Below are 26,681 nucleotides of genomic sequence, written 5' to 3' on the forward strand. Positions count from 1 at the left end.
CTTAACTTAACCAAAGCACTAAGAAAATACTTTATTTTCTTCTAACATTAATGTCGTTATTTTATAGATATGATGTCGTCATTTTGAACTATTATCGTACAGTGAATATGATATATTGTAGGCAAGTGTCATTATTCTATAGTGATAAGGAGAGGTTGAGATGTCACTTCGCATCGGTAAAATTAGTTATTGGCATGTCCATGCCTGGGATTATACGAAACAATCGGAGGCACATCCTGATACCGATATAACAGCAGTGTGGGATGAGGATCAAGAACGTGGACGCAAGGCGGCAGAACAGCTGGGTGTTCCCTTCTACGATTCGTTAGCGGACCTGCTCGCAAGTGATATTGATGCGGTTATCGTTGATGCGCCTACCAAAATGCATCGTGATGTAATCATTCAAGCAGCCAGAGCAGGCAAGCACATTTTCACAGAGAAGGTATTAGCACCTACCTTGCAAGAGGCTCTTGAGATTGTGAAGGCGGTGGAGGAGTATGGCGTTAAGCTGACTGTATCCTTGCCGCGATTAAATGATGGTTATACGTTGACGATTCAGCGTGTACTGAATCAAGGGCTGCTCGGTAAGGTCACGCAAGTTCGCGTGCGCTTATCTCATAATGGTGCGCTTGCAGGTTGGCTGCCGGAGCATTTTTACAGCTTGGAGGATTGCTTGGGCGGTGCGCTGATCGATCTTGGCTGCCACCCGATGTATCTGACACGTCTGTTTCTCGGAGAGGAACCGACAGATGTAACCGCACAGTATGGCTATGTGACGGGTAAAGCGGTGGAGGACAACGCTGTATCTATATTGTCAACTTGGTCTGGTGCAGTCGGCATCGTCGAAGCGGGATTTGTTAATGCATGTTCTCCATTTACGATCGAAGTTCATGGAACTGAAGGATCGTTATTGTACGGCACCCCAGAAGCAAAGCTGCTGCTGTGCACGACACGGCAGGAAGAGGGCCAGGCTTGGGAGGAACTTCCGCTGCTGCCGGACCGTGAAAGTGCGTTTGAGCAATGGGTAAGCCATATTCAGCATAATACAACGGCTGACGAAAATATAGGGATCGCTCTCGAGCTGACCAAACTGATGGAGGCATCTAACCGTTCCGTCACAGAGCAGCGTTTAATTCGGTTAGATGAACTAGCACGTGAGTAGAGGATAAGAGGAGGCTGACCGCTTGCATCCATTTCCATTTGATGTCATGCGTGAACGGAAAGAGGCGCTGGAACGGCTTGATTTGCACATCCGTTGGGGGCATTACGAGATCAGAGTGCTGCGATTTCATTTGACGACATTTGGTCCAGGCAAGACGGTTGGCTTCCATCAGCATTCAGAATTTGAATTTCATTTCATCCCGCGTGGGCGGGGCAAGGTCGCGATGGGGGGAAGGGAGTACGATTTGAGTGCAGGGATGTTCTACCTGACGGGGCCTGGTGTTATGCACTATCAGGAGGCTCATCCCGAAGAGGCGATGGATGAGCTGTGTCTGCACATCGATATTGTGGACAGAACGACAGGAATGAAGCCAGAAGATAGTCTTGCTGTTGACCGCTGGGAGGCTGCGGATTCCAGCTTATGTGTAGAGAAGCTGCACAAGCTGCCGCTTGTGCCAACGATGGATACTTATGGCGCTATGTCTTGTTTTCTGGAGGCGTATCATGCTTGCATAGCCAACACAGTCGGCTCCTACACGACAATCAAGCAGAACGTCTTGCAAATTGTACTGCGAGCCGTCCGCGCTTTTGAGATGGACGACGAACCAGTAATGCTGCCCTCGCATGACTTGCAAGCTATTCGCTATCGGTTGGCGCTACAGTATATTCGTGCCAATTATGCGGGTGTGATCACGCTGGAGGATTTGTCAGACAAGCTAAACATTAGCTCGCGGCAGCTTCAACGTATTCTAAAAACGTATCATGACAAAGGTTCATTTTCGAGTATTGTGGAAGACGTTCGGTTGGAAGCTGTATGCCGACAGCTCAAGGAGACCGCGAATTCAATCGAGAAGATCGCAGTCAGCGAAGGGTTTTCGAATGGGAATTACTTACACGCTGTTTTCCGCAAACGCTTTGGCATGACACCATCTGAATACCGCAAACAGGAGCGGCTCGACAATGGGGAGGATACAACACATGAGTAAACGGCTACGGATCGGCATTATTGGAAGCGGGGGTATCGCTGGTTCCCACACCCGCTGCTATCAAGCAATTGAGGGTGTTGAGATTGTGGCAGTCGCAGATATAGCACCAGGACGGGCACAGCAGTTCATTGAGCAATGGGGACTTACGCAAGCTCAAGCATATGAGAATCACCGTCAATTGCTGGAGCAGGAACTGGATGGTGTAAGTATATGCACACCTAATGCTTCACATTATGCAACAACAATAGACAGCTTGCAGGCTGGAGCACACGTCATGCTGGAAAAGCCAATGTCGGTGACGCTGGATGAAGCCGTGGAGATGGTGCAGATTGCGAAGCAAACAGGGCGAATGCTGAATGTAGGATTTCAGCCTCGGTATGATCCGAACATGGCTACGATCCGTCAGTTGGTGCAGTCCGGCCAGCTTGGCAACGTATATTACGTTGAGACTGGTGGTGGCCGCCGCAGGGGGATGCCAGGCGGTACCTTTGTAACGAAGTCGCTTGCCGGAGCGGGTGCGATCGCGGATATTGGCTGCTATTCACTGGACATGGCGTTAAGTGCGCTCGGTAATCCGAAGCCGATTACGGTGTCAGCCTTTGCGTCTAATCACTTTGGGACAAATCCGAAATATCATCCACAGGCGCATGCATTTGAAGTAGAGGACTTTGGCTCGGCGCTCATTCGGTTCGAGAACGATCTGACGTTACACTTTAAAATCGCATGGGCAATGCATATGGATTCTTTGGGGGCTACGATGTTTCTTGGCACAGATGCAGGATTAAAGGTGACCCCAGCAAGTAAGGGCCCTTGGGGCGGAGTATTTGACGGCAGCGTAGGCTCGATTACGATGTATCACGACATTCAAGGACACCATACAGAGAGTCCGATTCCAATCATTGCACACAATAAAGACTTGTTTATGGAGAAGGTGCGCGACTTCGTTGAGGCCATACAGGAAGGCAGGCAGGCGCCGATACCAGGCGAGGAAATTTTGTACAATCAGGCGATTGTGGATGGATTCCTCCGCTCAGCTGCATTAAAGCGGGAAGTTGAAATCAAAGTACCAGTTATATTGTGATCGATATCATAAATAAAAAGAAGGTGGAGCGCCTCATCTAGCAGCTCCACCTTCTTTAGTTAATACAAAACAGGATTTGATTATACTTTGTATCTTTCAATCAACTGGGTCAGCTCTTGTGACATCTGATGAAGCTCTTCAGCGGCATCCGTTAACGAGCCCATTCCAGCTTGTTGCTCACGCGCTGCGGCAGCAATCTGTTTGGCATGACCAGTCGATAATTTCGCAATTTTAGCGATATCCTCAACGGAAGCAGCGACTTCCTCAGAACCGGCAGACATTTCTTCCGAGACTGCGGAAGCTTCTTGAATCTCGTTGGTGATACTGCCAATCTGGCGCAGGATTTGCATAAATGCCTCACCAGATTCCTTTACTTTATCCGCACCGGAATGCACATTATAGCTTACAGCAGCCATCGCTTCGATTGCTTGTTCCGTCTCTGTGCGTACGTGTTCAATGACACGTGCTATTTCGTTAGCTGACTCAGCAGATTGCTCCGCCAGCTTACGGACCTCGCCTGCTACAACCGCAAAGCCTCTGCCATGTTCGCCTGCTCTTGCTGCTTCTATGCTCGCATTAAGCGCTAATAAATTAGTTTGCGCAGCAATGTTTTTAATAATTCCAGCAAATTGCTGCACTTCTTGTGAGCGCTCACCCAACTGGTTTACGATAGAGGCGGACTGATGAACAGAGCTTTCGATGTCTGTCATCTGCGTCACCGCCTGCTGTACGAGCTGATTGCCCTGCTCCGCTTGCAAAGTTGTATCTATAGACGATTCCGCAATCATCGAAGTGGTCTCGGCAATGCGTTGGATGCCAATCGCCATTTCTTCCATTGCACGTGAGCTCTCTTCTGTAGCCCGCAGTTGATTCTCTGCTCCTGCTGAAGCATCCTCAGAACGAGAAGAGATAGAATTCACCGTCTTAGACGTATCCTCGACGTGGGTGGTTAATTGCTCTGACGAAGTGCTCAACTTCGCTGCTGCACTTTTAATTTCTAAAATTACAGTATGAACGGACGATTGCATCATTTGCAACGAACGGCCCAACACACCAATTTCATCTTTTTGTGTTAATAATCGTTCCGGCACTTCCTCGGTAAAGTCGCCTTCGCTAATGCGTTTTAAGCTGCCTACAACTAAGTTGAGCGGCTTTGTAATGCGAAGTGACAACATTACACTAACTGCTACCGCTAACACCGCGAATATGGTACTAGTCAGGAAAATAATAAAGCCGATCTTTTCAGCGCCTTCATCTAGCTCTTGCTGCTCCACCACAGCGATATATTTCCAACCAGTTGTTTTGGAAGTGAACAGATTGGCGACATAGTCGGTATGATCCAACTGCACGTTAAACTTTCCGGCCTCCATATTTTTGACGGCAGCAAACTCCAACGTGTCCAGATCTGCTACATTTTTGGAAATATTGTCTTTATGTTTCGGGTCCGCCAAAATGGTACCATCTTTAAATAAAAGCATGACGTAACCGGTTGTTCCTATTTTAATATCACTTAGTTCTTTCGTTAATTCTTCCAAACTCGTATCTACACCTGCTACTCCAATCGGGGCTCCTTGCTTATCCTTTACGGCAGTTACGGTGCTGATCGCAAAAGTATCAGTTCCAGATAAGACGTAAGGATCCGTCGTCATAACCTCTTTAGGGTGCTCAAGTGCTTGCTTGTACCACGGACGAAGGCGCGGGTCATAATTAGCGACCATATCCTTGTCTGGTAAGACTACAAAGCCTCCATCCTCTGTACCCATAAATGCGGAAGAAGTCTTTGGATGTGCTTGTATGTATCGCTTAAAATCTGCTGCGATAGCGGCTTCTACAGGGCCAGCCGTTAACGAATGGCTTTTGGATTTATTTGCATTGTTAACGTAAGTGGTAATGCTGCCCTTGGCTTGGCTCATGACGGGATCATTAGCCAAAAGAAGTACATTTTCTTTTAGGGTTGTAAAGTAAAGGGCGATGCGGCTATCTACTTGTGTGAGCTCGCGATTCGTCGTCTCGACAAAGTCGTCCGACAGCTGGGACTGCGTCGTGACATATACGATTGTGCCGATCGTTGAAATGGGGATCAAAATGGTGAGAAGAAAGGCTGCGATTAATTTGGTTCGTATGCTGTGCAGCATGGTGTATTCCCCCTGACGAATGGTAAAATATCATCAATATATGATGAAATATAATTCATCATACGACATTATTTGATTTATTTCGACACATTTTTTATAAACCATAATCATATTGATGTTGACGATAATGAGGGGACAGAGTAATAGCTGTCCAGAGTTACAGCGTCTAGGAGCAAAGGACAGTTGTCCCAAACAAACACCGAAAAGTGAATCATTTACGTTAACTTTTAGTTGTGTAGCGGACGCGGGTCCTGTACGGTAATGAGGCTTGAACTATATACTTGAGGTGAGTCCAAAATGGGGATGCAGCAAATGATTAAATATATGGAGCAAAGTGACCACATTTATGCGATGTTAAAGCAGTGCCCCTACGAAATATTGCGAGAATGGAAACTTACTACGCATGCTGCGGGCACTGTATTGTTTTCACAGGGGGACGTACAAGACAGTTTCTATATCCTTGTTGATGGGATAGCTGACATCAGTGTGGTGGGGGAGAATGGCAAGAAATACGTCCAATCTACTTATGCTGCTGGAAATATGATCGGTGAATTAGAAATTGTAGACCGCCTTCCTTTTATGAGTAATGTGGAAGCGGTTACGAATGTGGTATTGATGGGGCTGAAGCGCGACTATTTTCTGAAATGGCTGCAATTGGACCGTAACTTTAACGAGTATTTTATTCGCAGCATTTTAAAGCTGCAATATGACATTTTAAAGAAGGAGGGCGACAATAATCTGTATCCGCTGCATCAGCGGGTATGTAGTTATCTGCTTAGTTGCGTACCGGAGGGGAAGAAAAATACGGACGGGACAATCATCATTCAAATCGATAAGCAGCAGCTTAGCAGACAGTTTGCTGTAACCCCTCGAAGCATCAACCGTATTTTATCGAAATTAAAGGAACATCATATCATTAGCTTACACAAGCATGAGATCAGTATTCAGAATATGGATCAATTGCGGTTAGAGGAACAAATGAGCCGTTCTTAAATCAAACGAGAACAGGCTGTGGCTACAAGAAGTAGATAGTTCCTCGTTAGAAACAACATGTCGTTTCTAACTTGATAGTACAGTTCGTTTGGCGTAATGTGAAAGCCTTGTCATTTCATGGCCAATGGGCAGATATAAAGAAATGGTAAGCAAACAGCAGGTTAAACTCATGCAGGAGGTAAAGCACATGGTAAAGCATCCTTTGTTCGTCATAATCGCATGCGCGATCAGTATAGGGGCGGGCATTTATTTAAATTCTTCCTATATCGAAATATTTGCTTCCGTAGTAGGTGTCGTAAATGTATGGTTGCTGGCAAGACAAAAAGTAATTAATTTCCTATTCGGTGCAATTGCAGTCGTGAGCTTTATGTATATTTACTTTGACAATGGCTTATATGCGATGGTTGTTTTAGCGGCTTTGCAGCTTATATTTAACCTATACGGCTGGTATTACTGGGTAAAGAACAAAGGGGAAGAGGACGTCGCACCGACGATTCGCTTGTCGATACAGGGGTACGTCATCTGGACGTCGATTATTTTAATTTCGTGGGGACTATGGTCGTACATTCAAGTTAAATTTACGGATGCAAGCAATCCGTATCTGGATGCATTAATCGCCGTTATTGGCTTAGTTGCGCAGTATTTGCTCAGTAAAAAGATATTGGAAAATTGGCACTTGTGGATTTTGATGAACGCCATTTCTATTGTGGTGTACTTCTCAACAGGACTATACGTCATGATTTTGCTAGCGGTTATCAATCTGTTCTTGTGTATTGATGGTTTGCTGGAATGGCGACAAAATTATGAAGTCAATCGTCACCGTAAAGGGGCGACAGGTACCGGTTTTTAAGGTCTATGTTCTATTAGCGACTCGTTGTTCTATAAGACATGATTGACCAGCTCAGAGTGACAACATAGGCTAAAGAGGAGGAATAGAGGATGAGCTTTCATATTGAAGCAAGCGTCGGCGATATTGCCGAGACGATATTACTGCCAGGAGACCCGATGCGTGCGAAGTATATTGCGGAAAACTATTTGGAGGGTGCGGTTTGCTACAATCGTATTCGTGGCATTTTAGGGTATACGGGTACGTACAAAGGCAAGCGTATATCGGTTCAAGGAACAGGGATGGGCATGCCGTCAATGTCCATTTATGCAACTGAACTGGCACATGACTACGGTGTCCGCAATTTGATTCGTATCGGCTCAAGTGGTTCTTATCATGCGGATATTAAGCATATGGATTTGGTGCTAGGCACAGGAGCATGCACCAGCTCAGCGATGTTTAAGCATGAGTTTGAAAATTTTAATTATGCGCCGACAGCACATTTTGACTTGTTAAGAGCCGCATATGACACCGGAATCAAGCTGAACCTGCCCGTTCGAGCGGGGCTCGTTATGACGGAGGATCATTTCTATGATGGCAATGCGCATATGTATGAGAAGCTGGCCGCCTATCAGGTGCTGGCAAGCGACAACGAGACGGCTGCTTTGTACATGGTTGCGGCCAAGTACAATGCGCGTGCGTTATCGATTTTGACGGTGACGGATCATATGCTGACCAACCAGACTGTAACGGCTCAACAACGTGAGACAGCACTTCATGATATGATCTGTCTAGGTTTGGAGACCGCTATTACGTTGTAACTGGTGAGCACTCATTAATATAGCGATGTGTAAAGGCAATTCTTTCGTCGGTGGACAGAAGAATTGCCTTTCTTTTTATTATAAATCTTATTAATTTCTTAACATCTTATCATTCTCTTAAGTCCAGAAACCTTTTCCATTAAGAGACGTCATATCCTATATTCACCGTCCATAGGAATGGACTTAGACGAGAAGGAGTGGACGTAATCAATGAACAATTATGTGTCGAATGGATTCAAGGGAGTATTAGCCTGCTCCTTGGTAGCCTTGCAGCTAGCGACTTTCAGCACTGCGGTGTATGCAGAAGAAGGAGAGGTGGTAGAAATTCCGGCTGTCACTAGCGTAAACGGTGATCAAAGCCTCCTTACAGGCGATCAGGATCAGCCGGTTGAGGGGAGTCAGCGTGTTCAGGCAAGCATCATGGACAACAGTGAGATTAGCCGTAATGTACTTGTAATGACTGACAAAAGCAGTCAAATGGTACATAATGGGGAGAGGGTGCAGGCAGCACAAGCGATCACAATCCGAGGGGGAGTCGCTTATGCTCCGCTGAAAAGCTTGGCAGCTCAGTATAACTATACGCTTACTTATGACGCAGTGGCTAAACAATCAACTGCAAAGAGCGGCAGTCAAACCTTTCAATTCAAACCGAACTCGAAAAGCATCGTTGTAAATGGCAAGTCTGTTACGGCTGCGGGAACTATTTTTAACTATAAAGGCAGTTTGATGGTTCCGCTGAAGAACTGGGCCCAATTGACTAACAGTACACTTAAGGGGGTAGGCAAAAGTTATACGCTTGAGTGGGCAGTGAGCGAAGTGGTCAAGTATAAGGCGCCTGTAGCGCAGTTTCAAACTGACAAGGAAGAGTATCGCAAGGGAGAGCATATTCGATACGAGGATATGAGCTACGATGAGCAAAGTGAGATTGTGAAGCGAACGTGGAAAGGGAAGCAGCCCGCGTTTTTTGAGGCAGGCATACATGAAGTTTCGCTAGAAGTGCAGAACAAGCATGGGCTTAAGCATACGGTAACCAAGTTTGTACGTATTACAGATGATTTGCTGTACAATCAGGCCGATTATGCGATGTTGTACGCTCCACAAGGCGGCAAAATTCCCGTCGCTGGCGGTGAGGTGTTGAACTATACGCCAGTCCCCTATCATGTCGTGACTAGCCCCATGACATTTGTACGCAGCAACAGTCCAGAGCACCTGCTAGGGGATGAGGGTATTGCCTATCGCGATGTCCTGTCAGGGAAATTCCGCATTAATATTCATAACCAGAATCGCTCTCAGCAGGACTTGACGGTGTATTTGTTGGCGACAAATCGCAATCAGACGGATGCCAACTTAACTTTGGACGCCTTTGGTATGGGGGGGCCAACACAGTATGTCTCAACTAGCGGCAAGGTAGCGGTATCTCGTTACTTAGGGTCTTACGCGAAAGGCGAGCAGGTGAACGCGATGAAGGTGCCCGCAGGAAAAACGGTCGTGGTGCTGCCGGACATCAGCAAAGCGCCAATTAAACCAGGGCTGACGATGACCTCTTACTCGGACATTAGTACCGATGCGGAGCTGGAATTTTCGGTTGTCATTTTGGACCCGACCAAGGATCCTTTAAAAGCGCTGCCACAGCTAAGTATGATGGATCGTGACGGCAAGCACGTCCGCGGAACATTCAGTGAGGGGAACCGGACGGTTGAAGTACAAGGACTGCACGGCGAGAAGCCGGAACGGCTAATAATCGGTGATAACGCCAGTGATATTTTTGTAGATGGCGTGGATCGGGTTACAGGGATAGACGAGATTAATATTGGTAACACAGGTGTACTCTATAATATGGAGGTGGAGGTGGCCCCGCGTACGATCGTAGCGTTAAATGCCCGTGGCGGCCACTATGCAGGAGCTTTTCTAGTGAATGGACAGGTCATTAATATGACCGAGGACAGCATTTTGCTGAATCCTGACGAGGCTGGTGTATTATATCGGACCGGTAACCAGTCAGAGAAAGTGAAGTTTACTTTTGTGTTAGCTTCCGGCAGCAACCTGCCGCTTCACATGCTGTTCCTGCCTATGCCAGAAATGAAGCAATAGTCTGAAGAACAGCTGAATACTGATGTGATCAAGGCGCTTCTTTTTTACAAGGGGCGTCTTGATGGTGTGTTAGCAGCATCTGCTCGGAATTATCTCTTCAGATAAGGAATGAACATGCGAAAAAGGGGATAAACAGATGGCTAGAGAAACGATTTTATTGGTCGATGATGAAAAAGAAATTATAGAGCTGATTCAAATCTATTTGAAAAATGAAGGTTATCATTTGCTGCAAGCTTCTAACGGTGAAGAGGCGCTTAGTCTGCTGCAAAACAACCGTGTGGACTTAATTATATTGGATGTCATGATGCCTAAAATGGACGGCATTCAAGCCTGTATGAAGATTAGAGAAGAGAACAATACTCCCATTATTATGTTGTCCGCGAAGAGCCAGGATATGGACAAGATTACAGGTTTAAGCATCGGTGCGGATGATTATGTGACGAAACCGTTTAATCCACTCGTCCTGCTTGCAAGAGTGAAGTCCCATTTACGCAGATACAAGCAGTTTAATCAGGCGACGCGGAATCAAGACGATAACGAAATTCAAATCGACGATTTGATCATTAACATAGCGACACACTCCGTTACTGTGGATGATACCCCTGTGAAGCTGACACCGCGTGAATTTGCTATTCTAAAAATGCTTGCCATGAATCGAGGGATCGTGTTGAGCATGGAAAAGATTTATCAGGAAGTGTGGAACGAGCCTTTTATGGAGTCTAAAAATACAGTAATGGTTCATATTCGCAAAATTCGCGAAAAAATTGAAAAGGACAGTCAAAATCCACAGTACATTAAAACGGTGTGGGGAATTGGTTATAAAATGGAATCATCGTAGGAGGACGAAAGCATGTCAACTAACAAGCTGGTGCACACCGTACGTTGGAGGTTCCTATTAGTCTTAATCGCGAGCGCCGCTGTTACGGGATTGTTTATTCTGCTCGGTAATTTGCTGGCCACTTACTTACTGCCGATCAAGCCGTATAATATTCCGTTAATTTATACGATTAACAACATCGGTTCGAAGCCTACGGCGGTTGTACTGGGTGTCCTTATTTTTATGTTCAGTTATTATCAGTTCAGTCGCGGTGTAATTGCTTACTTGGAGGAGATCCGTACGGCTGCGCAACATATTGCTAAAGGCCAATACGATACGAAGCTGCCAATCAAGGGCTCAGATGAGCTTGGTGGTATTGCATTTGAAATTAATCAGGTAGCATCTGAACTAAACCTTTATTTACAGGAAATAACATATGGGTTAGGGGAAATTGCAAAGGGACAGTTCCAGCATACGATACCAGTAAAGCCGGAGCATGAATTGGGGCGAGTTGCCGAGAGTATTAACGAGATGAGCTCGCAATTGAGTCAATCTATTCAGGAAGAACGGAATGCGGAGAAGACGAAAAATGATCTGATTACAGGGGTATCACACGACCTGCGTACACCGCTTACATCTATTCTGGGCTTTTTGGAGCTGATCGATAAGGATCGTTATCAAGATGAGATAGAACTGCGTTATTATGTGAACATTGCCTATGAGAAGGCAAACAGTCTTAAAAAGCTGATCGATGACCTGTTTGAATATACGAGAATTAACAATGGATTGCCGCTTGAACTAAAGGAACTGCACATCGTGGGCTTCATCCGTCAGTTAGCTGAAGAATTTGTACCGAGCCTAGAGCAAGCGGGGATGACGTACCGTATCCATACGGAGCATGAAACTCTTAAAGTGTTGGCCGATGGTGATCGACTTGTTCGCGCATATGAGAATTTGATGTCAAACGCGATACAATATGGCCGTAAAGGTCAGTATGTGGATATTGATATTGGTGTTTCGCGTGAGGGAGCTGTTGTAAGTATTACGAATTATGGCGATCCGATCTCGGAACGCGATTTGCCGTTTATTTTTGACCGTTTCTATCGTGTGGAGCAGTCCCGTTCTAAGGCCACCGGTGGAACGGGACTTGGGTTAGCCATCACCAAAAGTATCATTGAAGTGCATGGGGGACGCATATCGGTAATGAGTGATCGACGCCAAACTACATTTGAAACCAGATTGCCGCTTGTAAATGAACATGTTAAATCTGAAAATGCTAAACCTTTATTAATAAATTGATAAGTAATCGATAAGATCTGCCGTACATAATCATTAAGAACCCTCCTTTATACTCCGTTTTAGGAGATTCATGAAGGAGGGACACGATTATGTCAACTAGAGAGAAGTTGCCCGAAGTGCAGCTCGTCAGGGCAATGGCGATTATCGGAGTATTGTCTGTACACTCTACTTCTTTTGCCACACTTGCCATGAAGGATTCAAACTATTATTTGCTGTATAACTTTTTTAATGTATTTATGAAAATAGGCACGCCTACGTTTTTGTTTCTCAGCAGTTTTGTGCTGTTTTATAGCTATAGTCAGCGTACGTTGGACAAAAAGCTGATCAAAAGCTTTTATGCGAGGCGGTTAAAATACATTATCGTGCCGTATGCCTTGTTTTCTGTATTTTACTTTGTGCTGATGCACGTGTTGCATTACCGTGACCGCTCGTTGGAAGAGACGTTTAGTAAGTTTATCGTCAGTCTTGCTACTGGAAAAGCTTATACACATCTTTATTTTATTTTTATAAGCATTCAGTTTTATGTGCTTTTTCCGATATTTTTAGGTTTGTTTAAACGCAAGCCGGTTGTGGCAAAATGGGCCATACCTATCGGGCTTGCTTTACAATGGGGCTTTATTCTCTTGAATAAGTACGCGCTTCAAGTGCCGAATAAAGGGAGCTGGTCCTTGTCCTACATGTCTTACTTTATGCTGGGCGCTTGTCTTGGCATCTATTATCCGCAATTAAAGGCGTGGATTGTAATTAGCCGTGAACAGGCAACTGCGACAAAAATAGCAGTTTGGGGCCTGTTATGGTTAACCGGCATCGGGGCAGGAGCATATCATATGCTGTTGTGGTACAATACTCGACTTTATGGTGTCGCATATAATACACTTGCATATGAACTTGCATGGAACGTACATACGTATGCGGCTGCTTTGATGGCATTCCAACTGGCGCATCTACTATGCAGGCATGCCAAGCCGTGGCTGGTCCACTCCATGCATCGCTTGGGTGAATTGTCCTTTGGCATTTATTTGATCCATCCTTTCTTTCTACTGTTATATCGCTCGTTCCCGCCAGAGCATGCGTCTAGCAGACTGCTTCATTTCTGGTACGCGGGTGGATTCTTGTTTGCGTTAATTTGCTCATGGGCAACGGTCTCACTCGTGGTTCGCTTGCTGCCGCATGCTTGGGTGGTGTTCGGACAAGTGCCTGCTGTACCAAGGAGTCGACAAACAGTACGAGTAGCCAGCAGTAATTAGGCATAGGTTTTAGCTCGCAGCGATGCGAGCTTTTTTGATTAGGTGGTGTGTTCTTGGTGGTTATTAACGATTTCTTAACGGGTCTATGGCAGATTAGGAAAATGATAAGGATTCGTTAAGGATTGCCATATGCATTCATTAAGTTCTTCCTTCTACACTTGCAATATACAGAACGCAAGGGGAGGAAATCATAATGAAAGCAAACCACTTTATACACATAAATAGTAGAATTCGGAGATCGGAAAGGAAACGTATTCACCTTCGAACAAAGATTGTGCTAACAGCTATGCTTGTCCTGTCTATGTTGGCAGGATGCGCGTCAAGCACAGAGGCCAAGTCGATAACAGCCACCGTAAACGGACAGAATGTACAAGTCCAGTCTGGAATTCAGCTCATTGGTGGGCAGCTTATGGTGTCTCCGGCTTTTATTAAGTCGGTGTTCGGGATGCAGGTGGATGTGAGCAAGCAGCGCGCGGAAGCCGTAAACGCTGCTTCTCCAGCATCTAAAGTCTATTACTCGAATCAAGTTGCTGTGCTAATGTATCACGATATTGAAGACAAGCCGAAAGTACCTCACATTTTGCCGGTTTCACAATTCGAGCGTCATATGGAGCTGTTAAAGACGTATGGTTTTCATGTGATCAGTATGGATGAATATATGGACTTTATGCTATTAGGTAAAAAGGTGCCGAACAACGCGGTGCTGCTAACTTTTGATGATGGATATGAGAGCTTTTATACGAAGGTGTATCCTATCTTGCGTCAATACAATTACACCGCTACAAACTTTGTCATCGTATCTGCGATTGATAACCAAACAGGACGCAAGAAGCTGACATGGGATCAAATGCGTGAGATGAAGCAAGCAGGAATGAGCTTCTATAGCCATACATATGACTCTCATAAATACGGAGCCATTAATGCTGCGGGAAAAGAGAAGCCGATATTAACACGCCAGTTGTACTTAAAGGATAAGAAGCGGATTGAAAGCGAACAGGAGTATATCGCACGGATCACAAAGGACCTGTCCACAGCGGAGCAGCGACTTAAGCAAGAACTCGGCAACAAACGCAGCGTGATTGCCTTTCCTTACGGTGCTCATAACAAGGACGTGCTGAAGGTGCTGAATAAACTGGGTACGCAGCTTTCCTTTACGGTGAAGAAAGGGATGACATCAAAGGCCGACCACAATGCGTTTCGGTTTGATGCGGGGAATAGCAAGCAGTCGCCAGAGACGTTGATTAACCTGATAGCGGGAACAGCGCATGTCAAAGCTATAGACGTTCCGATTACCGTTACGATAGATGGTAAAACCGTTTCGTTCAGTAAGAAGCTCTACCAGCGAGAGGGAAGCGACGTGATGCTGCCGCTGCGTGAATTTTGTGCGATCCACGACATTCAGGTGGAGTGGGATCATAAGCAGAAGCGGGTACATCTGAAGGCGGAGACATTACCTCAGCATAAGGAACGGGCTTAAATGCTAGATAGCGGATAAGGGGGGAAGGAAACCAACGTAAGCCGTTAGCGTGAATAAACGTAATACCTGATTAGTACCTGACTAGTAGACACATATAAAGGCGCTTATAACTGGTCTAGTAGACGCATACAGAAGCTGGAAGACCCGCCCTAAAGGCGGGTTTTCTACTGGCTAGGATTGTAATCGGTAACGCTTCGGCTTTACATTTACAAATAAAATACTGAATGCAATCAGCACGAGCCCGGTCAGCAAGCTAACGGTCACCTTTTCATGAAAAAATATGACGCTGATTAAAATGGATACAACCGGTATCAGGAACGTAAAGGAACCTACTTTACTGGCTTCACCCGTTCCAATGAGCGTAAAATAAACGAGCCATCCGAGTGCAATAACAAATACCGATATAAATAAGGTTACTCCAACAAAAGAACCGCTCCATATAATATCAGCCCAGTTCTCCACAAAGGAACCCGATACAAGCATGACGATACCGCCAATCAACATCTGCATCGTCGTCATCCAGACGGAATCCACCTGTGCGGCCTGCTTTTTCATATACATGGAGCCCGTTGCCCATGAGATCGCACTGGCAATCGCCAGCACAATTCCCCAACCTGATATATTTCCGGTGAATCCACCGATACTCATGACAGACACGCCGGCAAAACCGAGCAGTAAGCCGACCATCTTGAGCCCATACATCAGTTCACCAAACCATAACCAAGAGAAAATACCGAGCAGTACGGGCTGGAAAAAGACGATTGCAGAGAACAGGCCCGCAGGCATGTACTGTAGGCCGACTGTTTGAAAGCCATAGTACAGCACGATGTTTAATATAGAAGCCAGCACATATATAGGCCAAGTTTCCTTAAAACGGAGCTGTTTGAACCTGGTCAGGGCGAAGGCAAGCAAAATAATGCCTGCAATAAAAGTTCGCAAACCTGCAAATAAAATAGGGGGAGCATAGGCTAGCGCAAATTTGGACAGCGGCCAGTTAATGCCCCAGATCAAAATTAAAAATGTGAGGTAAGCGGCTACCTTCACACGTGAGAGTTGAGGCATGTGGGATCACTCCTTGTTTGTTGTCTGTTCCCATGATACAATGCAATCTTACATTAATAAAATGAATGTTTATTATAGGAGGCATAACGATTTTGTTATGACAAATCAACAACTACAGCTATTTGTTAAAATAGCGGATACAGGGAGTTTTACGAGGGCGGGGCAGGAACTCAATCTGACGCAGCCTGCCGTGAGCCGTGCCATATCCAGTCTGGAAACCGAAATGGGCGTCAAATTGCTCATTCGAGATCGGCGCAACGGCATTTCGGTAACGGATGTAGGGAAACGAATATTAGTGTTGTTTCGAGATATATTACAGTCATTTGAAAAAGTGGATCAAGAAATTGCCTGTGAAAAAGGATTAGAAGTAGGAACAATACGGGTAGGTGCCTTTCCCGTCGCCTCTTCTTATTTCCTGCCTAAGATTATGAGTGTAATTACCGAGAAATATCCGCAGTTGGAGTTTGAGCTTCACGAAGGCACGATAGACGAAATTAAAGATTGGCTGGACAAACGAATAGTGGATGTGGGACTTATTATTCCGCCGGATGGCGATCTGGATACGATTCCGTTGTTCAGGGAGAAGATGTATGCTGTCATAAGAGAGGGCCATCCCCTGCAAGATTACCCTGTCATTTCAGTAAAAGATTTGGATCACGACTCTATGATCATGTGCAGGTCCGGTTACGAATCCCCGATCGTTGATTTATTTCGCAGAGCAGATACAAAGCTTCGGGCTAGATTTGTCGTGCGGAACGTTAATACTGCCTTAAATATGGTTCAAGAAGGTCTGGGGACTGCTATATTGTCACAGTTGTCACTATGGGCGCTGCCGCCGAATGTACTTGTTCGTGAATTGGAACCGGAGGCATTCAGGGACATTGTTTTAGCGGTTCCTTCGCGATCAGATACCTCCATTGCTGTTAATCTGTTTATGGAGACGGCGCTGAAGCTGTTTGGTGGTGACCATGAGGCAGTCCTAAATAAGCCAACGAACTGATACCAGAAAGAGCAAGAACCCGCTTGGGCACAATTCGTCAGCTTAATTCTCTTGTTCAGATGCAGCGGCTGCTTGGCGCTTGTTGTTGTCCACTTGAAGCGAGATGACAGGGCTGTCCTCGTCCTTGGACATAATACTTGCGCCTACAAATGTGGCTCCTTCATGAATAATAAGATTGCCGCTCGTAATATTACCATAGAGTCGACCTGTTGGCGTAATCGTCAGCTTGCCGCTAACACGCATGTCGCCGTGCACTTGACCGGCGATTACAATGTCTGCTGCTTGGATAGACGAATGGGCGATCCCGCTTTCACCGATAACAACATCGCGGGAGCATTCGATTTCTCCCCGGAAGTTGCCCTCAATGCGTAGGCTTGTCTCACATATAAGTTTGCCTTCTACCTGAGTGCCATAGCCGATCAGTGTGTTGGTTGGCTGCACAGAGGCTTTATTGCTCTTAAACATCCTCGAACTCCCCTTTATTCATGATTATTTTGCAGCGAGGTCGGTATCGTCACTTCAGCAAATTGCTGCAAATACGGCAGTGGATCAACAGGAATATCATTTTCGACTACTTCAAAATGGAGATGTGTCCCCGTACTGCGGCCGGTGCTGCCCATGCCGCCAATAGGGTCTCCCTTGGCTACTTTGGCTCCGCTTTCTACTTTGACGCTGGAGAGATGATAGTATCGGGTCGTAAGACCCGACTCGGGGTGTCTAATAATAATATAGTTGCCCCGTGATTCGCTCAGCCCTGTATCTATTACTCTGCCTTCTGCGGCGGCATAGACGGTGTCTCCGTGGCTGCCGCCAATATCAAGCCCTGAATGAAGCGCCGCCTTGGAATTAAAAGGATCTTCCCGATACCCGAACAAGGAAGTAATACGAGTGGATTCGGTCGGCCAGAGGGTCGGGGTTCCGTGTAAAATATGCTCCGTCGCTTTGACTTCCTGCAACGTTCCATTTACGTTGGACAGCAGCGACGTAAAGGTGTCGGGCATCTTTTTTAGCTTATCGCCCGTTGCCTTGGCTAGCGCAATCATCTCCTCGCTAGACGCTTCACGATACTCCCCGCCCATCGGATGAATAGCTTGAAGGGAGCGAGTAGGTGAAGAGACAGGCTGAACGAGCGCAGCTGTCTTCCTGCTGGATGTTTTCGTCTTGGTTAATTCCTTCGGGTTGCTGTATGTGCTCACGAACTGCTGAAGCTGCGTTTCCATCTTCGTAATTTGCTGTATGCGACCTTCAACATCGCTGGCAAGAGCTGTAAGCTGGAGAACCTGATCTTTTAACTGATCAATCTCTTTTTCTTTTTGCTGCATATGACTCGTATATTGTGAAGATTCAGCCGTCAACGTCGTGACGGTAAAGGATTGGTAATAGAGATAAGCGGCCATCCCCAGCAGCAGCGCTGAGAGGGCTATTGGTAACATCGTAAGCATCAACTTGGGCAGTTGGATCTGCTTCACGGATTGATGAGCATCACGCATGATGACGATGGTGAGCTTGGAAGAAATCCATTCTTTCTTCATTATTTGTTTCTTCATGAAGGGTCAACCTTTCATTAAACGTGTCGTTATATGGCGAATTATATACATTAATAGGGATCATTGTCGTAAAGCACATTGCTATAAACATATCATGAACATTGCGTTTTTTCTATTAAAAATGTCAGTATGTTCATATGAATGATTCCAATGTCCTATGTATGCTGTAATCGATTAGAAGGAGTGGGACTTCACGCCTCTTTATGGTACAACAGATAGGCTTAGAAACAGCAGTACCGTTCGTTATATTCGGATGGCAGAAGCAAAAGACGACTGATCGCAAACAGTCGTCTTGATTTAATCCTATTCACTTGCGCTCTATTTGCTCTTGTTTCTGTGCGGCGGACAGGACGAGTTGCCTTAGTTCTTCGTAGTTGGCTTGGTTTGCAGCAAGCCATTCCATCGAAAATGTTGAGGGGTCCGTTTCCAGCTTGCTTGAGGATATCAGCTGTTGGATCGCAGGTAAGACCTCCTTATGGCCTAGCTTCAGTTGATCGAGTATAAATGGAACGGTGGGTAAGCCTAACTGAATGAGCTGTGTGGTTTGCTGCTCTTGGTGTGCTTTCGAGTTTACTACAGCAGCGACATGCTGGGGGATATGCTGCAGATGCTGCCGCCATTCCTTCAGAAATTGTTTTCCAGTGTCCCAGTTGGCTGATGAAGTCGGCTTTAATTTAACCTGAGCGATATTCTCGATCGCAATCGCAATAATGTACTGTTTCAGTCCGTTCTCTTCGCTGGCAGACAATTTGTCTTGCAGGATAGGAAGTGCAGCATGGCCGAGTTTAAGTATATGTGAAAAGGGGGCGCTGTTTTGGGTGTAGTCATATGGATTGGAATAGAAGGCAGTAGGGGGTGCGTTAGTGCTTCCGTTGTTGTCATGACTAGTGTCCATGATCTGCTCTAGTTTCTGGTCAATGAGTCGTTCGATAGAGGCATCTGCTTGCCGATAAAGAACAAAAAAAGCCGTTAATAGTAGGCTAGCTGCACAAGCGACGCTCATTATAATGAGCCGATAGCGTTTCTTCACAATGAAACTCCCCCTCTAATCATGGTTGTTTGTTTGGTTATCAAAAAATTCCATATTTACGTTTATACGATAGTTCGAAACAAATGTTGCGGATATAATCATCACTTGAGTCAGTGGCATGAAATCATTTATTTTGCTGCAAGGGAGGTTCAAGGTGAAGATGTAGATGTTTTGTTGTAAAATATGTAAATAGGAGGTGTGTTGTGCGATTAATCATGTGCGTGTTGATATTTGTGCTAACTTTAACAGGATGCGCAGTAGAATCAGGAAAGCCAGTCTCTGATAGCAAGGATGATCCTACCAGAATAACACTGACACCCGTTGACCTGTTCGAAGGTGACCGTGTAAAGTTTCGACCTTTCCTAGGTGTCATGTCAGGAGCATTTAAATTACGCTATGAAGGAAAGAAACCAAATGCAATTCTGGATATAGATATATGGAAAAGTGGAAAAAAGATAGCTTCATCCGGCTCTATGGGCGATTTGTTCTTCAATGTGGACGAACAAGCAAGTCATGAAATCGAAATTATAATTTCTGTTGATATCGCTTCCTTTCATGAGGAAAAGGACGATAATATCAAGATTAAAGTCAATACCGTGCAGGATTCTGGACATAGTCTTGTTACCTTTACTACGCCTTGGAACAAAAAGCTGACTGCCCAAGGTTTGATGGAGCACGATGAAGCACGTACCTTTCCTGCAACTGAACCTGTTTATTTATGGGGGATGCATGCTACGAGCAGCAATGAGATTCGTACGGCTGATTTCTCCAAGGAGTCTTTAAGTAGACTTGAGCAGGCTATCTTATTGACGTTACGGTTTGAGGAGTCCTAGTAGGCTTAAATATATTTAATCATTTACGACGTTTTAATAGGCAAAAAAGGAGCGGCATTCATGTACGATACAATTATTTATGATGTAGATGGAACCTTGATTGATACGGAGCAGGCCGTACTTGGCTCTCTGCAGAAGATGCTGCTAACGGATTATAGTCAATCGTATGAGCGAGAAGATCTCTTATTTGTACTGGGTATTCCAGGGGCTTCCGCTTTACCGCAATTAGGAATTAAAGATATCGATAAGGCAAATAACCGATGGAATGATCATATGAAGGATTTTTATTCTTCAATTAAAGTATTTGATGGCATGTTGGATGTACTAGCAAAGCTGCACAATCGACGTATCCCCCAAGGGATTGTTACCTCTAAGACAAAGCAGGAATTGCAAGATGATTTTGTACCATTTGGCCTGATGGAATACTTATCCTACGCAGTATGCGCAGATGATACGAGTAAACATAAGCCCCATCCAGAGCCATTGTTAAAGTTCATTCAAGTATCTGGGGCTGACCCGAAACGTGCCCTATATATCGGAGATACGATTTATGATTATGAATGCGCACGCGATGCGGGCATTGATTTTGGGCTTGCATTATGGGGATGCAAAAATCAGGGGGGCATTGACGCAGCTCATAGATTAGAGCATCCTCAAAATATTTTGGATCTGCTGCATAAGACCCGCTAGTTATGAATCATCAGATGAGCTGCCTTTTCAGAAATGGAGTTAAAAGTCAAATAGGAGGGCAAAATGAAACATGGACCTGATTTCATGAAGACGACTGCATTTTATGAAAAAATAGGTTTTAGAGCGGTGACTTATTCCGAACATTATGAATAAATTGCTTGTAATGGTATAATAGTCGTGTTCTACTGTAACGTTATTTTACTTTTAAATATGAAGGAGGGAATACCTAATGAAAAAGAGATCGATTCAATATTTATCCTTTGGTATTGGGTATTCTACTGCTGTTTTTTTCTAGAATTGATAGAGACGGGACAAGTCTGTCTAAATCCTAGAGAAATTAAAAAACAGTGAGCAAATATAATCATCTGTAGATTATATTTGTGTCCTATTTAAAAGGAGAATTTACAAACCATGAACTTAAATAATCATGTCATTCATAGATCCAATCCAGAGCGTATAGCAAAGCCTGTTGGAAACTACAGTCATGTAACCAAAATAAGTAGAAATGCTGAAATATATGTATTTTCTGGTCAAATTGGTATCGATCAAAACGATAATATACCTACAGATTTTAATCAACAAGTAACGAATACAATGAGCAATATTGTTGAGGTGCTAGCTTCTCAACAGCTGACGCCTGATCATGTAACTAAAGTTAACATCTGGGCCACAGAAGAAATAGATTGGAATCATTTCGATGAAATTTGGAATAAAGTATTCGGTAACACCCCGCCTTCCATGACGATTGCTTATATTAAAGGGTTGGGTCTTCCTGAGTTAAAAATTGAATTAGATGTTTGGGCAGCTGGCTGAGGATAAGCCCAAATGTGATGGTGTAATATAAATAAGATCCCCTCTTGTTATACGGTAACATTGCTCATGTTCTTAATGAGAATAGAAACTGTTTAGCGGAGGGGATTTATTTGTGCACAAAAAGGATGGATTTCATTGTGAGTAAATCAATCAGCATTGGGGTTGAACCTGTCGGTGCCCGCATAGTTAAGTGTAACAGCATTGGCGTGTACGAGCATGCATTAACAAGAGGCAACTCCTACGAAGTAGTTAATGAAGACGAAGAGAAACTTTGACCCGCTAGGAATAAATATGAAGCATTTAATAATTATGAAATTTATAGACAAAGAAGCCGTAGAAAAGACTTTAAGACATATAGATAATCAGGGTGAACTGCAAGCGATGACTTTATGTTTAAATAAAAGTTAATCTTCTACTGAAATCATCGACAAAGAGGTATGTATGGAGTGCAATACGATATTTTTGCCTAGAGATAAGCACGACTTTGAGCGCGTAAATAAATGATTTCATTTAGATTCGTCAATCATCATCCCACTAATTCCTTACCTAGTAGAATGGCTGCAAGATATCAATTGGCCTATAGCTTCGGATGTATCCAAACTGTTGCTGAAATACCCCAAAGAAACAATACCTCATATCAAAGCAGTTTTGGGCTCAAAGGATGAGATGTGGAAAGACGGGTGCTTGCTCTATTTTGTTCAAAAGCTCCCAGCATTATATATGATCCAATTTAAGACTGATGTTAGAAGGATATATGAAGACCCCACTCCAGGAGAGCTACTTGAAGAAGTAAACGAGACAGCAAAGCGGACATTAGATTTTTTTGATAAAAATAGAATGTAAGCGCAACAATATATTTACACATAAGAGTAACAGAAAGCGAGGGTGCAATTCTGCCTGTACCTTCAGCATACAGACACAAAAAGACCCACAGTCTGTCCAAATACGCGATGACTTCAGCGCTATCCTAAGGACAATTATGCTGTGGGTGTATTCGTATTATGAAGTTGATGTTGTGCTGCTCTTGTCGCCATGCTTCAACTTCACCTCGCGATATACCTTTAAGGTCCCTTTCAGAAAGTCAGCTTCATCGTCCGATAGTTCCTCCTTATGGATGCCGAAAAACGCGGAGTTACGCAGCCTTGGATCAAGCTGAATATAGGTGCCAGGCGAAGGTGGGAACTTGCGGCCTAACATGTCGTCCACACTCACTTCAAAGAAATCGGCAAACAAGACCAAGGTTGCAAAGTCGGGTTCACGCGAGCCCTGCTCGTAATTCGAAACTTGAGCACGGGATAAGTGGAGCCGATCGGCTAATTCCTGTTGGGTGATGCCTTTCATACCTCTTAATTCCGCAAGCCGTCGTCCAAACAAAGGAATCACCTCTACTAGGATTGTAATGTCATTCCAGTAACAGTTACGTAACCGGAGAGATGACTTCATTATAGGAAACTAAGAGTTTCCTTACCAATTATTTTGACTAAAAGTCTCACATTTAATTGACTGACACATAATGTGTCTAATATAGTAGGAGAAGGAGAGTTACAAAGACTTGCTACTGCTTCCATATATGAGGTGACAGGTATGAGAAGGATAAGGCTGATCCAGCTTAGAGGGAAACAGACTTTGGACCAAGTCGCAACTCAGATTGGAATTACGCGGCAGATGCTGGGAGCGATCGAGCGAGGAACCCGAACACCATCACTCGCTGTTGCAAAGCGGATTGCTAATCATTACGGCATGTCTGTTGATGCATTGTTCTATGAGGATGAGAATCGGGACAATTCGGAGCAAAGGGGCTGCAAGAATGACGGATTGGATGGGTAAGGTCTGGACAGAACGTATGGATCAATTAATGGACCAAGCAGAGCAGCTAAGTGATATCCAACGTATGAAAGTACAGTCAGCACAGTGGGAGCGACGCATAATGGCGGCACTCGAATCGGAACATGAGCAGTTGATGAAGGACTTTATCCATTTACAGCTCCTGATGGCACAGATTCAAAAAGAGTGGCTGTATGCACGCGGTCTACAAGATGGCGCGAAGATGCTTGCCTTTGCTATGAAGTCAGAGATGTAATGGGCGCAGCACGTACCTAATAGGACTGTTGATTCGTGTGTAAATGTCGGTGGGATAGTCGAGCCTAGATGTCAAAGTGGTCATTATACACGTCGTAAAAAGGACCTTTCTTCAAAATAGTTGTGACATATCGTCTCCTAATCTTACATACTATTAAATTGTGCTATACTATAGAATAAATAGGAATTTAATAAGCTTATAGGGAGGACACTACAAATGAAAGTGTTAGTCATAGTCGCACATCCTGATCTGGAGAGCTCCGTCATAAACCGGGCCTGGATCGAAGAACTGCGCGGTCATGCCGATGTAACGGTGCATGATCTATATACAAATTATCCTGATGAGCAAATTGACGTAGAGCGGGAACAACGTCTATGTGAGCAGCATGACCGAATCGTCATGCAATTCCCATTCTATTGGTACAGCTCACCGCCCCTCTTGAAGAAGTGGCAGGACAAAGTGCTGACATACGGTTGGGCATATGGTTCAGGGGGAGACAAACTGCATCATAAAGAGCTTATGCTAGCTGTATCAACAGGAGGCGTGGAGGAGAAATACCGTGCTGGTGGTACAAATCAATTTACCACGAGTGAACTATTAAGACCGTTCCAAGCAACAAGCAATCTGATTGGGATGACTTATTTACCTGCGTATCTGTTTTATGGGACATTTGAGGCGTCTGCACAGGATGTGCGATTAAGTGCAGAACAGTATGCGAAGCATATTTTGACCCCTGTCGTATAAATACAAGGGGCATAGTTGAAGTCAGCGTAAGCACTGAAGCTGATGGAGACTGGTTTCTGCTGCGGTCTGTGATTATAGAAAAATGCAAGCAAGCAGGCAGGGCGTCTGAAACCTACCCGACCTGCCTGCTTATCAATTGCTGCCCCATCTCCGATATAACGTTACGATTTCGTCCGCTTAGAAATATTGAAATAGGCAGCGATCTTGCCCAAACTCATCGTGAAACGCTCCCAAGCTAAAGGTAAACAAAGTGAAATGGTTTAAATTTAATACACGTTAAATGCCCATAACGAATACCCCCATATGCTTGCACGCTCGACTCCTTGCATCCGAATATATCGCCCTTGTACGTTTAATCCGTCAATGATTTCAATACCACCTAGACTGGATGATGTTTCATAAATAACGGTCCAGTGTGTTGCATCATCCGATATTTGCAGCTTGTAGGCTTTGGCATGAGCCGATTCCCAGTGAAGTCGGACTTTAGAGATGAGCGTCCGCTCTTCTAAATCAATGCAAATCCATTCCTGATCCGTTCGCTCGCTGCTCCAGCGTGTATAAGGATTGCCGTCTACCACATGTTGTCGCACATTTTCATGTGTTTCTTCTGAGGAGGCGGTAACCGTCTTATACAATGCTTTGTCGAGCAGCAAAGCTTTGGATTCAGTCAATGTAATCGGATGATAAGTATCCTTAACTGGCCGGCCAAAAGCATCAACAACTTTTAAAGTAATGCCATAAGGCGAACGGGAATCGAAGTTGGACAATTGAATTTGCGGTGATGTCGTCTTTCCTAAAAATTTCGTGTGCTGATAGCAGTGATAGGAGGCGACCCACAGGTTTTGCTGCGGCTCATCCCAGAACAAATTCAACTTGTTGTCGGTCAAACTGTACTCGACATGGGGAATACTTGCCGGTAGGATAAACGCATCGAATACATTTGCGTTGGTCTCCTTGCGCATAACCTCTTTTGTTACAGCAAGCACATGTTGCTCAATCGTTAGAAGTTTCTTGATTTCTAAACCTAGTTGCGGATTAATTTGACGTGACATAATGGAAGTCAAAATCATATATTTACACAGCTCGATCCGATCGGACACATAAGAGTATGCGTCAGCCAACGGCTCAGGGTAATTCATAATTTTAATGTATTTGGAAAATAAAATTCTGGACCCAGAAAGAATCGCTAACGCCTCAACTACATGAGTACAGGCTTCTTGCATATCAGCAAAATGCATCAAATTCCCCTGTAACAGCTGCTGAATAGCTGGATAGAGAGGGAAATCGCTATCAATTTGTGCCATATGTTGCTTCATCGCTTCATGGAACAGTGTGATCTTTGCATCATCAAATACGATTTGGTCCAGATCCAGATAAGCAACGCTTCGAATTTGGGGCAGAGCGCCTTCATAGGCCGTCGCAATAATCGCACGCTTATAATCAGCCTCGTATTCTTCATCATGAATATGAAACGTATCTTCCTGTTCATTGTAGGAAGTAATGGTGAAGGAATGGGTGCCCTCAGGTGGGATAGTTGTAAGCTCAACATGGGGCAAATATTTGCCTTTTGTCCATACAAATACGTCTTTTTGTTCAGACAATAACCGACGAATATGGTCAAAGGCCTCGTCAAAAGTATCAAACGCATCATACACGTACACCTTGCCAAAATGTTCTGTCTCACTCATTAGCAGGCTGGGATACTCAGGTCTCATTGTTTTTTTGAGTACAGCTTCTTTGTATACTGTAGCCGAATCCTCGTAGACGTTATAAAACATGTAGTCAACTTGAATTCCTTTATGGAGCATGGTGTACATGAGCTGGAGCTTCCTGCAATTTAAGTAGTGCCGATTAAAATAATTATCGTACCGATACATGTGTCATACCCCCTTATTGGTAATAGATCCATAGAGTCTAGGTGCGCTTGTTCGTTTCTGTAGTGGCGTTA

Annotated in this window: 27 protein-coding genes; 20 read left to right on the forward strand and 7 right to left on the reverse strand. The window is 44.7% G+C overall.

What is annotated here, in order from left to right:
* Positions 1-160: 160 nt before the first annotated feature.
* The 3 genes from H509_RS0106935 to H509_RS0106945 are packed head-to-tail and all read left to right on the forward strand — an operon-like array spanning position 161 to position 3,228.
* Positions 161-1,162 carry a Gfo/Idh/MocA family protein gene (locus H509_RS0106935; RefSeq protein WP_028544449.1) on the forward strand — a complete coding sequence of 334 codons (1,002 nt, stop codon included), beginning with the start codon at positions 161-163 and terminating at the stop codon, positions 1,160-1,162.
* A gap of 22 nt (positions 1,163-1,184) precedes the next feature.
* The gene (locus H509_RS0106940) at positions 1,185-2,147 is read left to right on the forward strand and encodes an AraC family transcriptional regulator (RefSeq protein WP_028544450.1); all 963 of its coding nucleotides are present in this window, start codon (positions 1,185-1,187) and stop codon (positions 2,145-2,147) included.
* Positions 2,140-3,228, forward strand: coding sequence for a Gfo/Idh/MocA family protein (locus tag H509_RS0106945; protein ID WP_028544451.1), 1,089 nt, complete (start codon positions 2,140-2,142; stop codon positions 3,226-3,228). The genes H509_RS0106940 and H509_RS0106945 overlap by 8 nt, the downstream gene beginning before the upstream one ends.
* 80 nt (positions 3,229-3,308) lie before the next feature.
* Here H509_RS0106945 and H509_RS0106950 read toward each other — a convergent pair whose 3' ends face one another.
* Positions 3,309-5,363, reverse strand: coding sequence for a methyl-accepting chemotaxis protein (locus tag H509_RS0106950; protein WP_028544452.1), 2,055 nt, complete (start codon positions 5,361-5,363; stop codon positions 3,309-3,311).
* Between the two features lie 297 nt (positions 5,364-5,660).
* Between H509_RS0106950 and H509_RS0106955 the strand changes: the two genes are divergently transcribed.
* From H509_RS0106955 to H509_RS24515, 8 genes are all read left to right on the forward strand, one after another.
* Positions 5,661-6,356, forward strand: coding sequence for a Crp/Fnr family transcriptional regulator (locus H509_RS0106955; RefSeq protein WP_028544453.1), 696 nt, complete (start codon positions 5,661-5,663; stop codon positions 6,354-6,356).
* Positions 6,357-6,543: 187 nt separating this feature from the next.
* On the forward strand, positions 6,544-7,206 hold the full coding sequence (pnuC, locus tag H509_RS0106960; protein WP_028544454.1) for a nicotinamide riboside transporter PnuC: 663 nt from the start codon (positions 6,544-6,546) through the stop codon (positions 7,204-7,206).
* 89 nt (positions 7,207-7,295) lie between these two features.
* Positions 7,296-8,003, forward strand: a complete 708-nt coding sequence (deoD, locus tag H509_RS0106965; protein ID WP_028544455.1) for a purine-nucleoside phosphorylase — start codon at positions 7,296-7,298, stop codon at positions 8,001-8,003.
* Positions 8,004-8,213: 210 nt separating this feature from the next.
* The gene (locus H509_RS0106970) at positions 8,214-10,094 is read left to right on the forward strand and encodes a stalk domain-containing protein (RefSeq protein WP_028544456.1); all 1,881 of its coding nucleotides are present in this window, start codon (positions 8,214-8,216) and stop codon (positions 10,092-10,094) included.
* A gap of 136 nt (positions 10,095-10,230) precedes the next feature.
* Positions 10,231-10,932: a response regulator transcription factor gene (locus H509_RS0106975; protein WP_028544457.1), complete on the forward strand. Its 702-nt coding sequence runs from the start codon at positions 10,231-10,233 to the stop codon at positions 10,930-10,932.
* Between the two features lie 12 nt (positions 10,933-10,944).
* The gene (locus H509_RS24510; protein WP_051286862.1) at positions 10,945-12,210 is read left to right on the forward strand and encodes a sensor histidine kinase; all 1,266 of its coding nucleotides are present in this window, start codon (positions 10,945-10,947) and stop codon (positions 12,208-12,210) included.
* An 89-nt stretch (positions 12,211-12,299) separates the two neighbouring features.
* Positions 12,300-13,457, forward strand: a complete 1,158-nt coding sequence (locus H509_RS0106985; protein WP_028544458.1) for an acyltransferase — start codon at positions 12,300-12,302, stop codon at positions 13,455-13,457.
* Between the two features lie 193 nt (positions 13,458-13,650).
* Entirely contained in the window at positions 13,651-14,934 is a 1,284-nt protein-coding gene (locus tag H509_RS24515; RefSeq protein ID WP_084159101.1) for a polysaccharide deacetylase family protein, read from the forward strand.
* 171 nt (positions 14,935-15,105) lie between these two features.
* Here H509_RS24515 and H509_RS0106995 read toward each other — a convergent pair whose 3' ends face one another.
* A complete protein-coding gene (locus tag H509_RS0106995) occupies positions 15,106-15,996 on the reverse strand; it encodes a DMT family transporter (RefSeq protein WP_028544459.1) in 891 nt (296 codons plus the stop codon).
* 97 nt (positions 15,997-16,093) lie between these two features.
* Here H509_RS0106995 and H509_RS24520 point away from each other — a divergent pair, with 97 nt between their 5' ends.
* Complete coding sequence (locus H509_RS24520) at positions 16,094-16,996, forward strand: LysR family transcriptional regulator (RefSeq protein ID WP_036696547.1); 903 nt, start codon at positions 16,094-16,096, stop codon at positions 16,994-16,996.
* A gap of 42 nt (positions 16,997-17,038) precedes the next feature.
* Here the strand turns inward: H509_RS24520 and H509_RS0107005 are convergent, their stop codons facing one another.
* From H509_RS0107005 to H509_RS0107015, 3 genes are all read right to left on the reverse strand, one after another.
* Complete coding sequence (locus H509_RS0107005) at positions 17,039-17,461, reverse strand: bactofilin family protein (RefSeq protein ID WP_028544460.1); 423 nt, start codon at positions 17,459-17,461, stop codon at positions 17,039-17,041.
* 14 nt (positions 17,462-17,475) lie between these two features.
* A complete protein-coding gene (locus tag H509_RS26690; RefSeq protein WP_028544461.1) occupies positions 17,476-18,543 on the reverse strand; it encodes a M23 family metallopeptidase in 1,068 nt (355 codons plus the stop codon).
* A 307-nt stretch (positions 18,544-18,850) separates the two neighbouring features.
* Positions 18,851-19,573 carry a hypothetical protein gene (locus tag H509_RS0107015; RefSeq protein WP_028544462.1) on the reverse strand — a complete coding sequence of 241 codons (723 nt, stop codon included), beginning with the start codon at positions 19,571-19,573 and terminating at the stop codon, positions 18,851-18,853.
* A gap of 203 nt (positions 19,574-19,776) precedes the next feature.
* On the opposite strand from H509_RS0107015, the gene H509_RS0107020 reads away from it, so the two are divergent.
* From H509_RS0107020 to H509_RS24530, 5 genes are all read left to right on the forward strand, one after another.
* Positions 19,777-20,406 (forward strand): hypothetical protein, encoded by a 630-nt coding sequence (locus H509_RS0107020; protein ID WP_028544463.1) that lies wholly within the window; start codon positions 19,777-19,779, stop codon positions 20,404-20,406.
* Positions 20,407-20,466: 60 nt separating this feature from the next.
* Positions 20,467-21,096, forward strand: coding sequence for an HAD family hydrolase (locus H509_RS0107025; RefSeq protein WP_028544464.1), 630 nt, complete (start codon positions 20,467-20,469; stop codon positions 21,094-21,096).
* A gap of 411 nt (positions 21,097-21,507) precedes the next feature.
* Positions 21,508-21,909, forward strand: coding sequence for a RidA family protein (locus H509_RS0107035; RefSeq protein ID WP_028544465.1), 402 nt, complete (start codon positions 21,508-21,510; stop codon positions 21,907-21,909).
* Between the two features lie 137 nt (positions 21,910-22,046).
* Entirely contained in the window at positions 22,047-22,184 is a 138-nt protein-coding gene (locus H509_RS28320; RefSeq protein WP_245595996.1) for a hypothetical protein, read from the forward strand.
* A 253-nt stretch (positions 22,185-22,437) separates the two neighbouring features.
* The gene (locus H509_RS24530; RefSeq protein ID WP_281169719.1) at positions 22,438-22,752 is read left to right on the forward strand and encodes a DUF5071 domain-containing protein; all 315 of its coding nucleotides are present in this window, start codon (positions 22,438-22,440) and stop codon (positions 22,750-22,752) included.
* Between the two features lie 156 nt (positions 22,753-22,908).
* Here H509_RS24530 and H509_RS26695 read toward each other — a convergent pair whose 3' ends face one another.
* Positions 22,909-23,292, reverse strand: a complete 384-nt coding sequence (locus tag H509_RS26695; protein ID WP_245595997.1) for a helix-turn-helix domain-containing protein — start codon at positions 23,290-23,292, stop codon at positions 22,909-22,911.
* Positions 23,293-23,493: 201 nt separating this feature from the next.
* Between H509_RS26695 and H509_RS24540 the strand changes: the two genes are divergently transcribed.
* The 3 genes from H509_RS24540 (at position 23,494) to H509_RS0107065 (ending at position 24,733) form a co-directional block, all read left to right on the forward strand.
* Entirely contained in the window at positions 23,494-23,736 is a 243-nt protein-coding gene (locus H509_RS24540; protein WP_051286864.1) for a helix-turn-helix transcriptional regulator, read from the forward strand.
* The gene (locus H509_RS0107060; protein ID WP_028544466.1) at positions 23,717-23,989 is read left to right on the forward strand and encodes a hypothetical protein; all 273 of its coding nucleotides are present in this window, start codon (positions 23,717-23,719) and stop codon (positions 23,987-23,989) included. Before H509_RS24540 ends, H509_RS0107060 begins: the two co-directional genes overlap by 20 nt.
* 216 nt (positions 23,990-24,205) lie before the next feature.
* Positions 24,206-24,733, forward strand: a complete 528-nt coding sequence (locus H509_RS0107065; RefSeq protein ID WP_028544467.1) for an NAD(P)H-dependent oxidoreductase — start codon at positions 24,206-24,208, stop codon at positions 24,731-24,733.
* Positions 24,734-24,999: 266 nt separating this feature from the next.
* On the opposite strand, the gene H509_RS0107070 is transcribed toward H509_RS0107065, so the two are convergent.
* On the reverse strand, positions 25,000-26,610 hold the full coding sequence (locus H509_RS0107070) for a discoidin domain-containing protein (RefSeq protein WP_028544468.1): 1,611 nt from the start codon (positions 26,608-26,610) through the stop codon (positions 25,000-25,002).
* Between the last annotated feature and the right edge of the window lie 71 nt (positions 26,611-26,681).

The organism is Paenibacillus taiwanensis DSM 18679 (assembly GCF_000425125.1).
Taxonomy (GTDB): Bacteria; Bacillota; Bacilli; order Paenibacillales; family Paenibacillaceae; genus Paenibacillus_B; species Paenibacillus_B taiwanensis.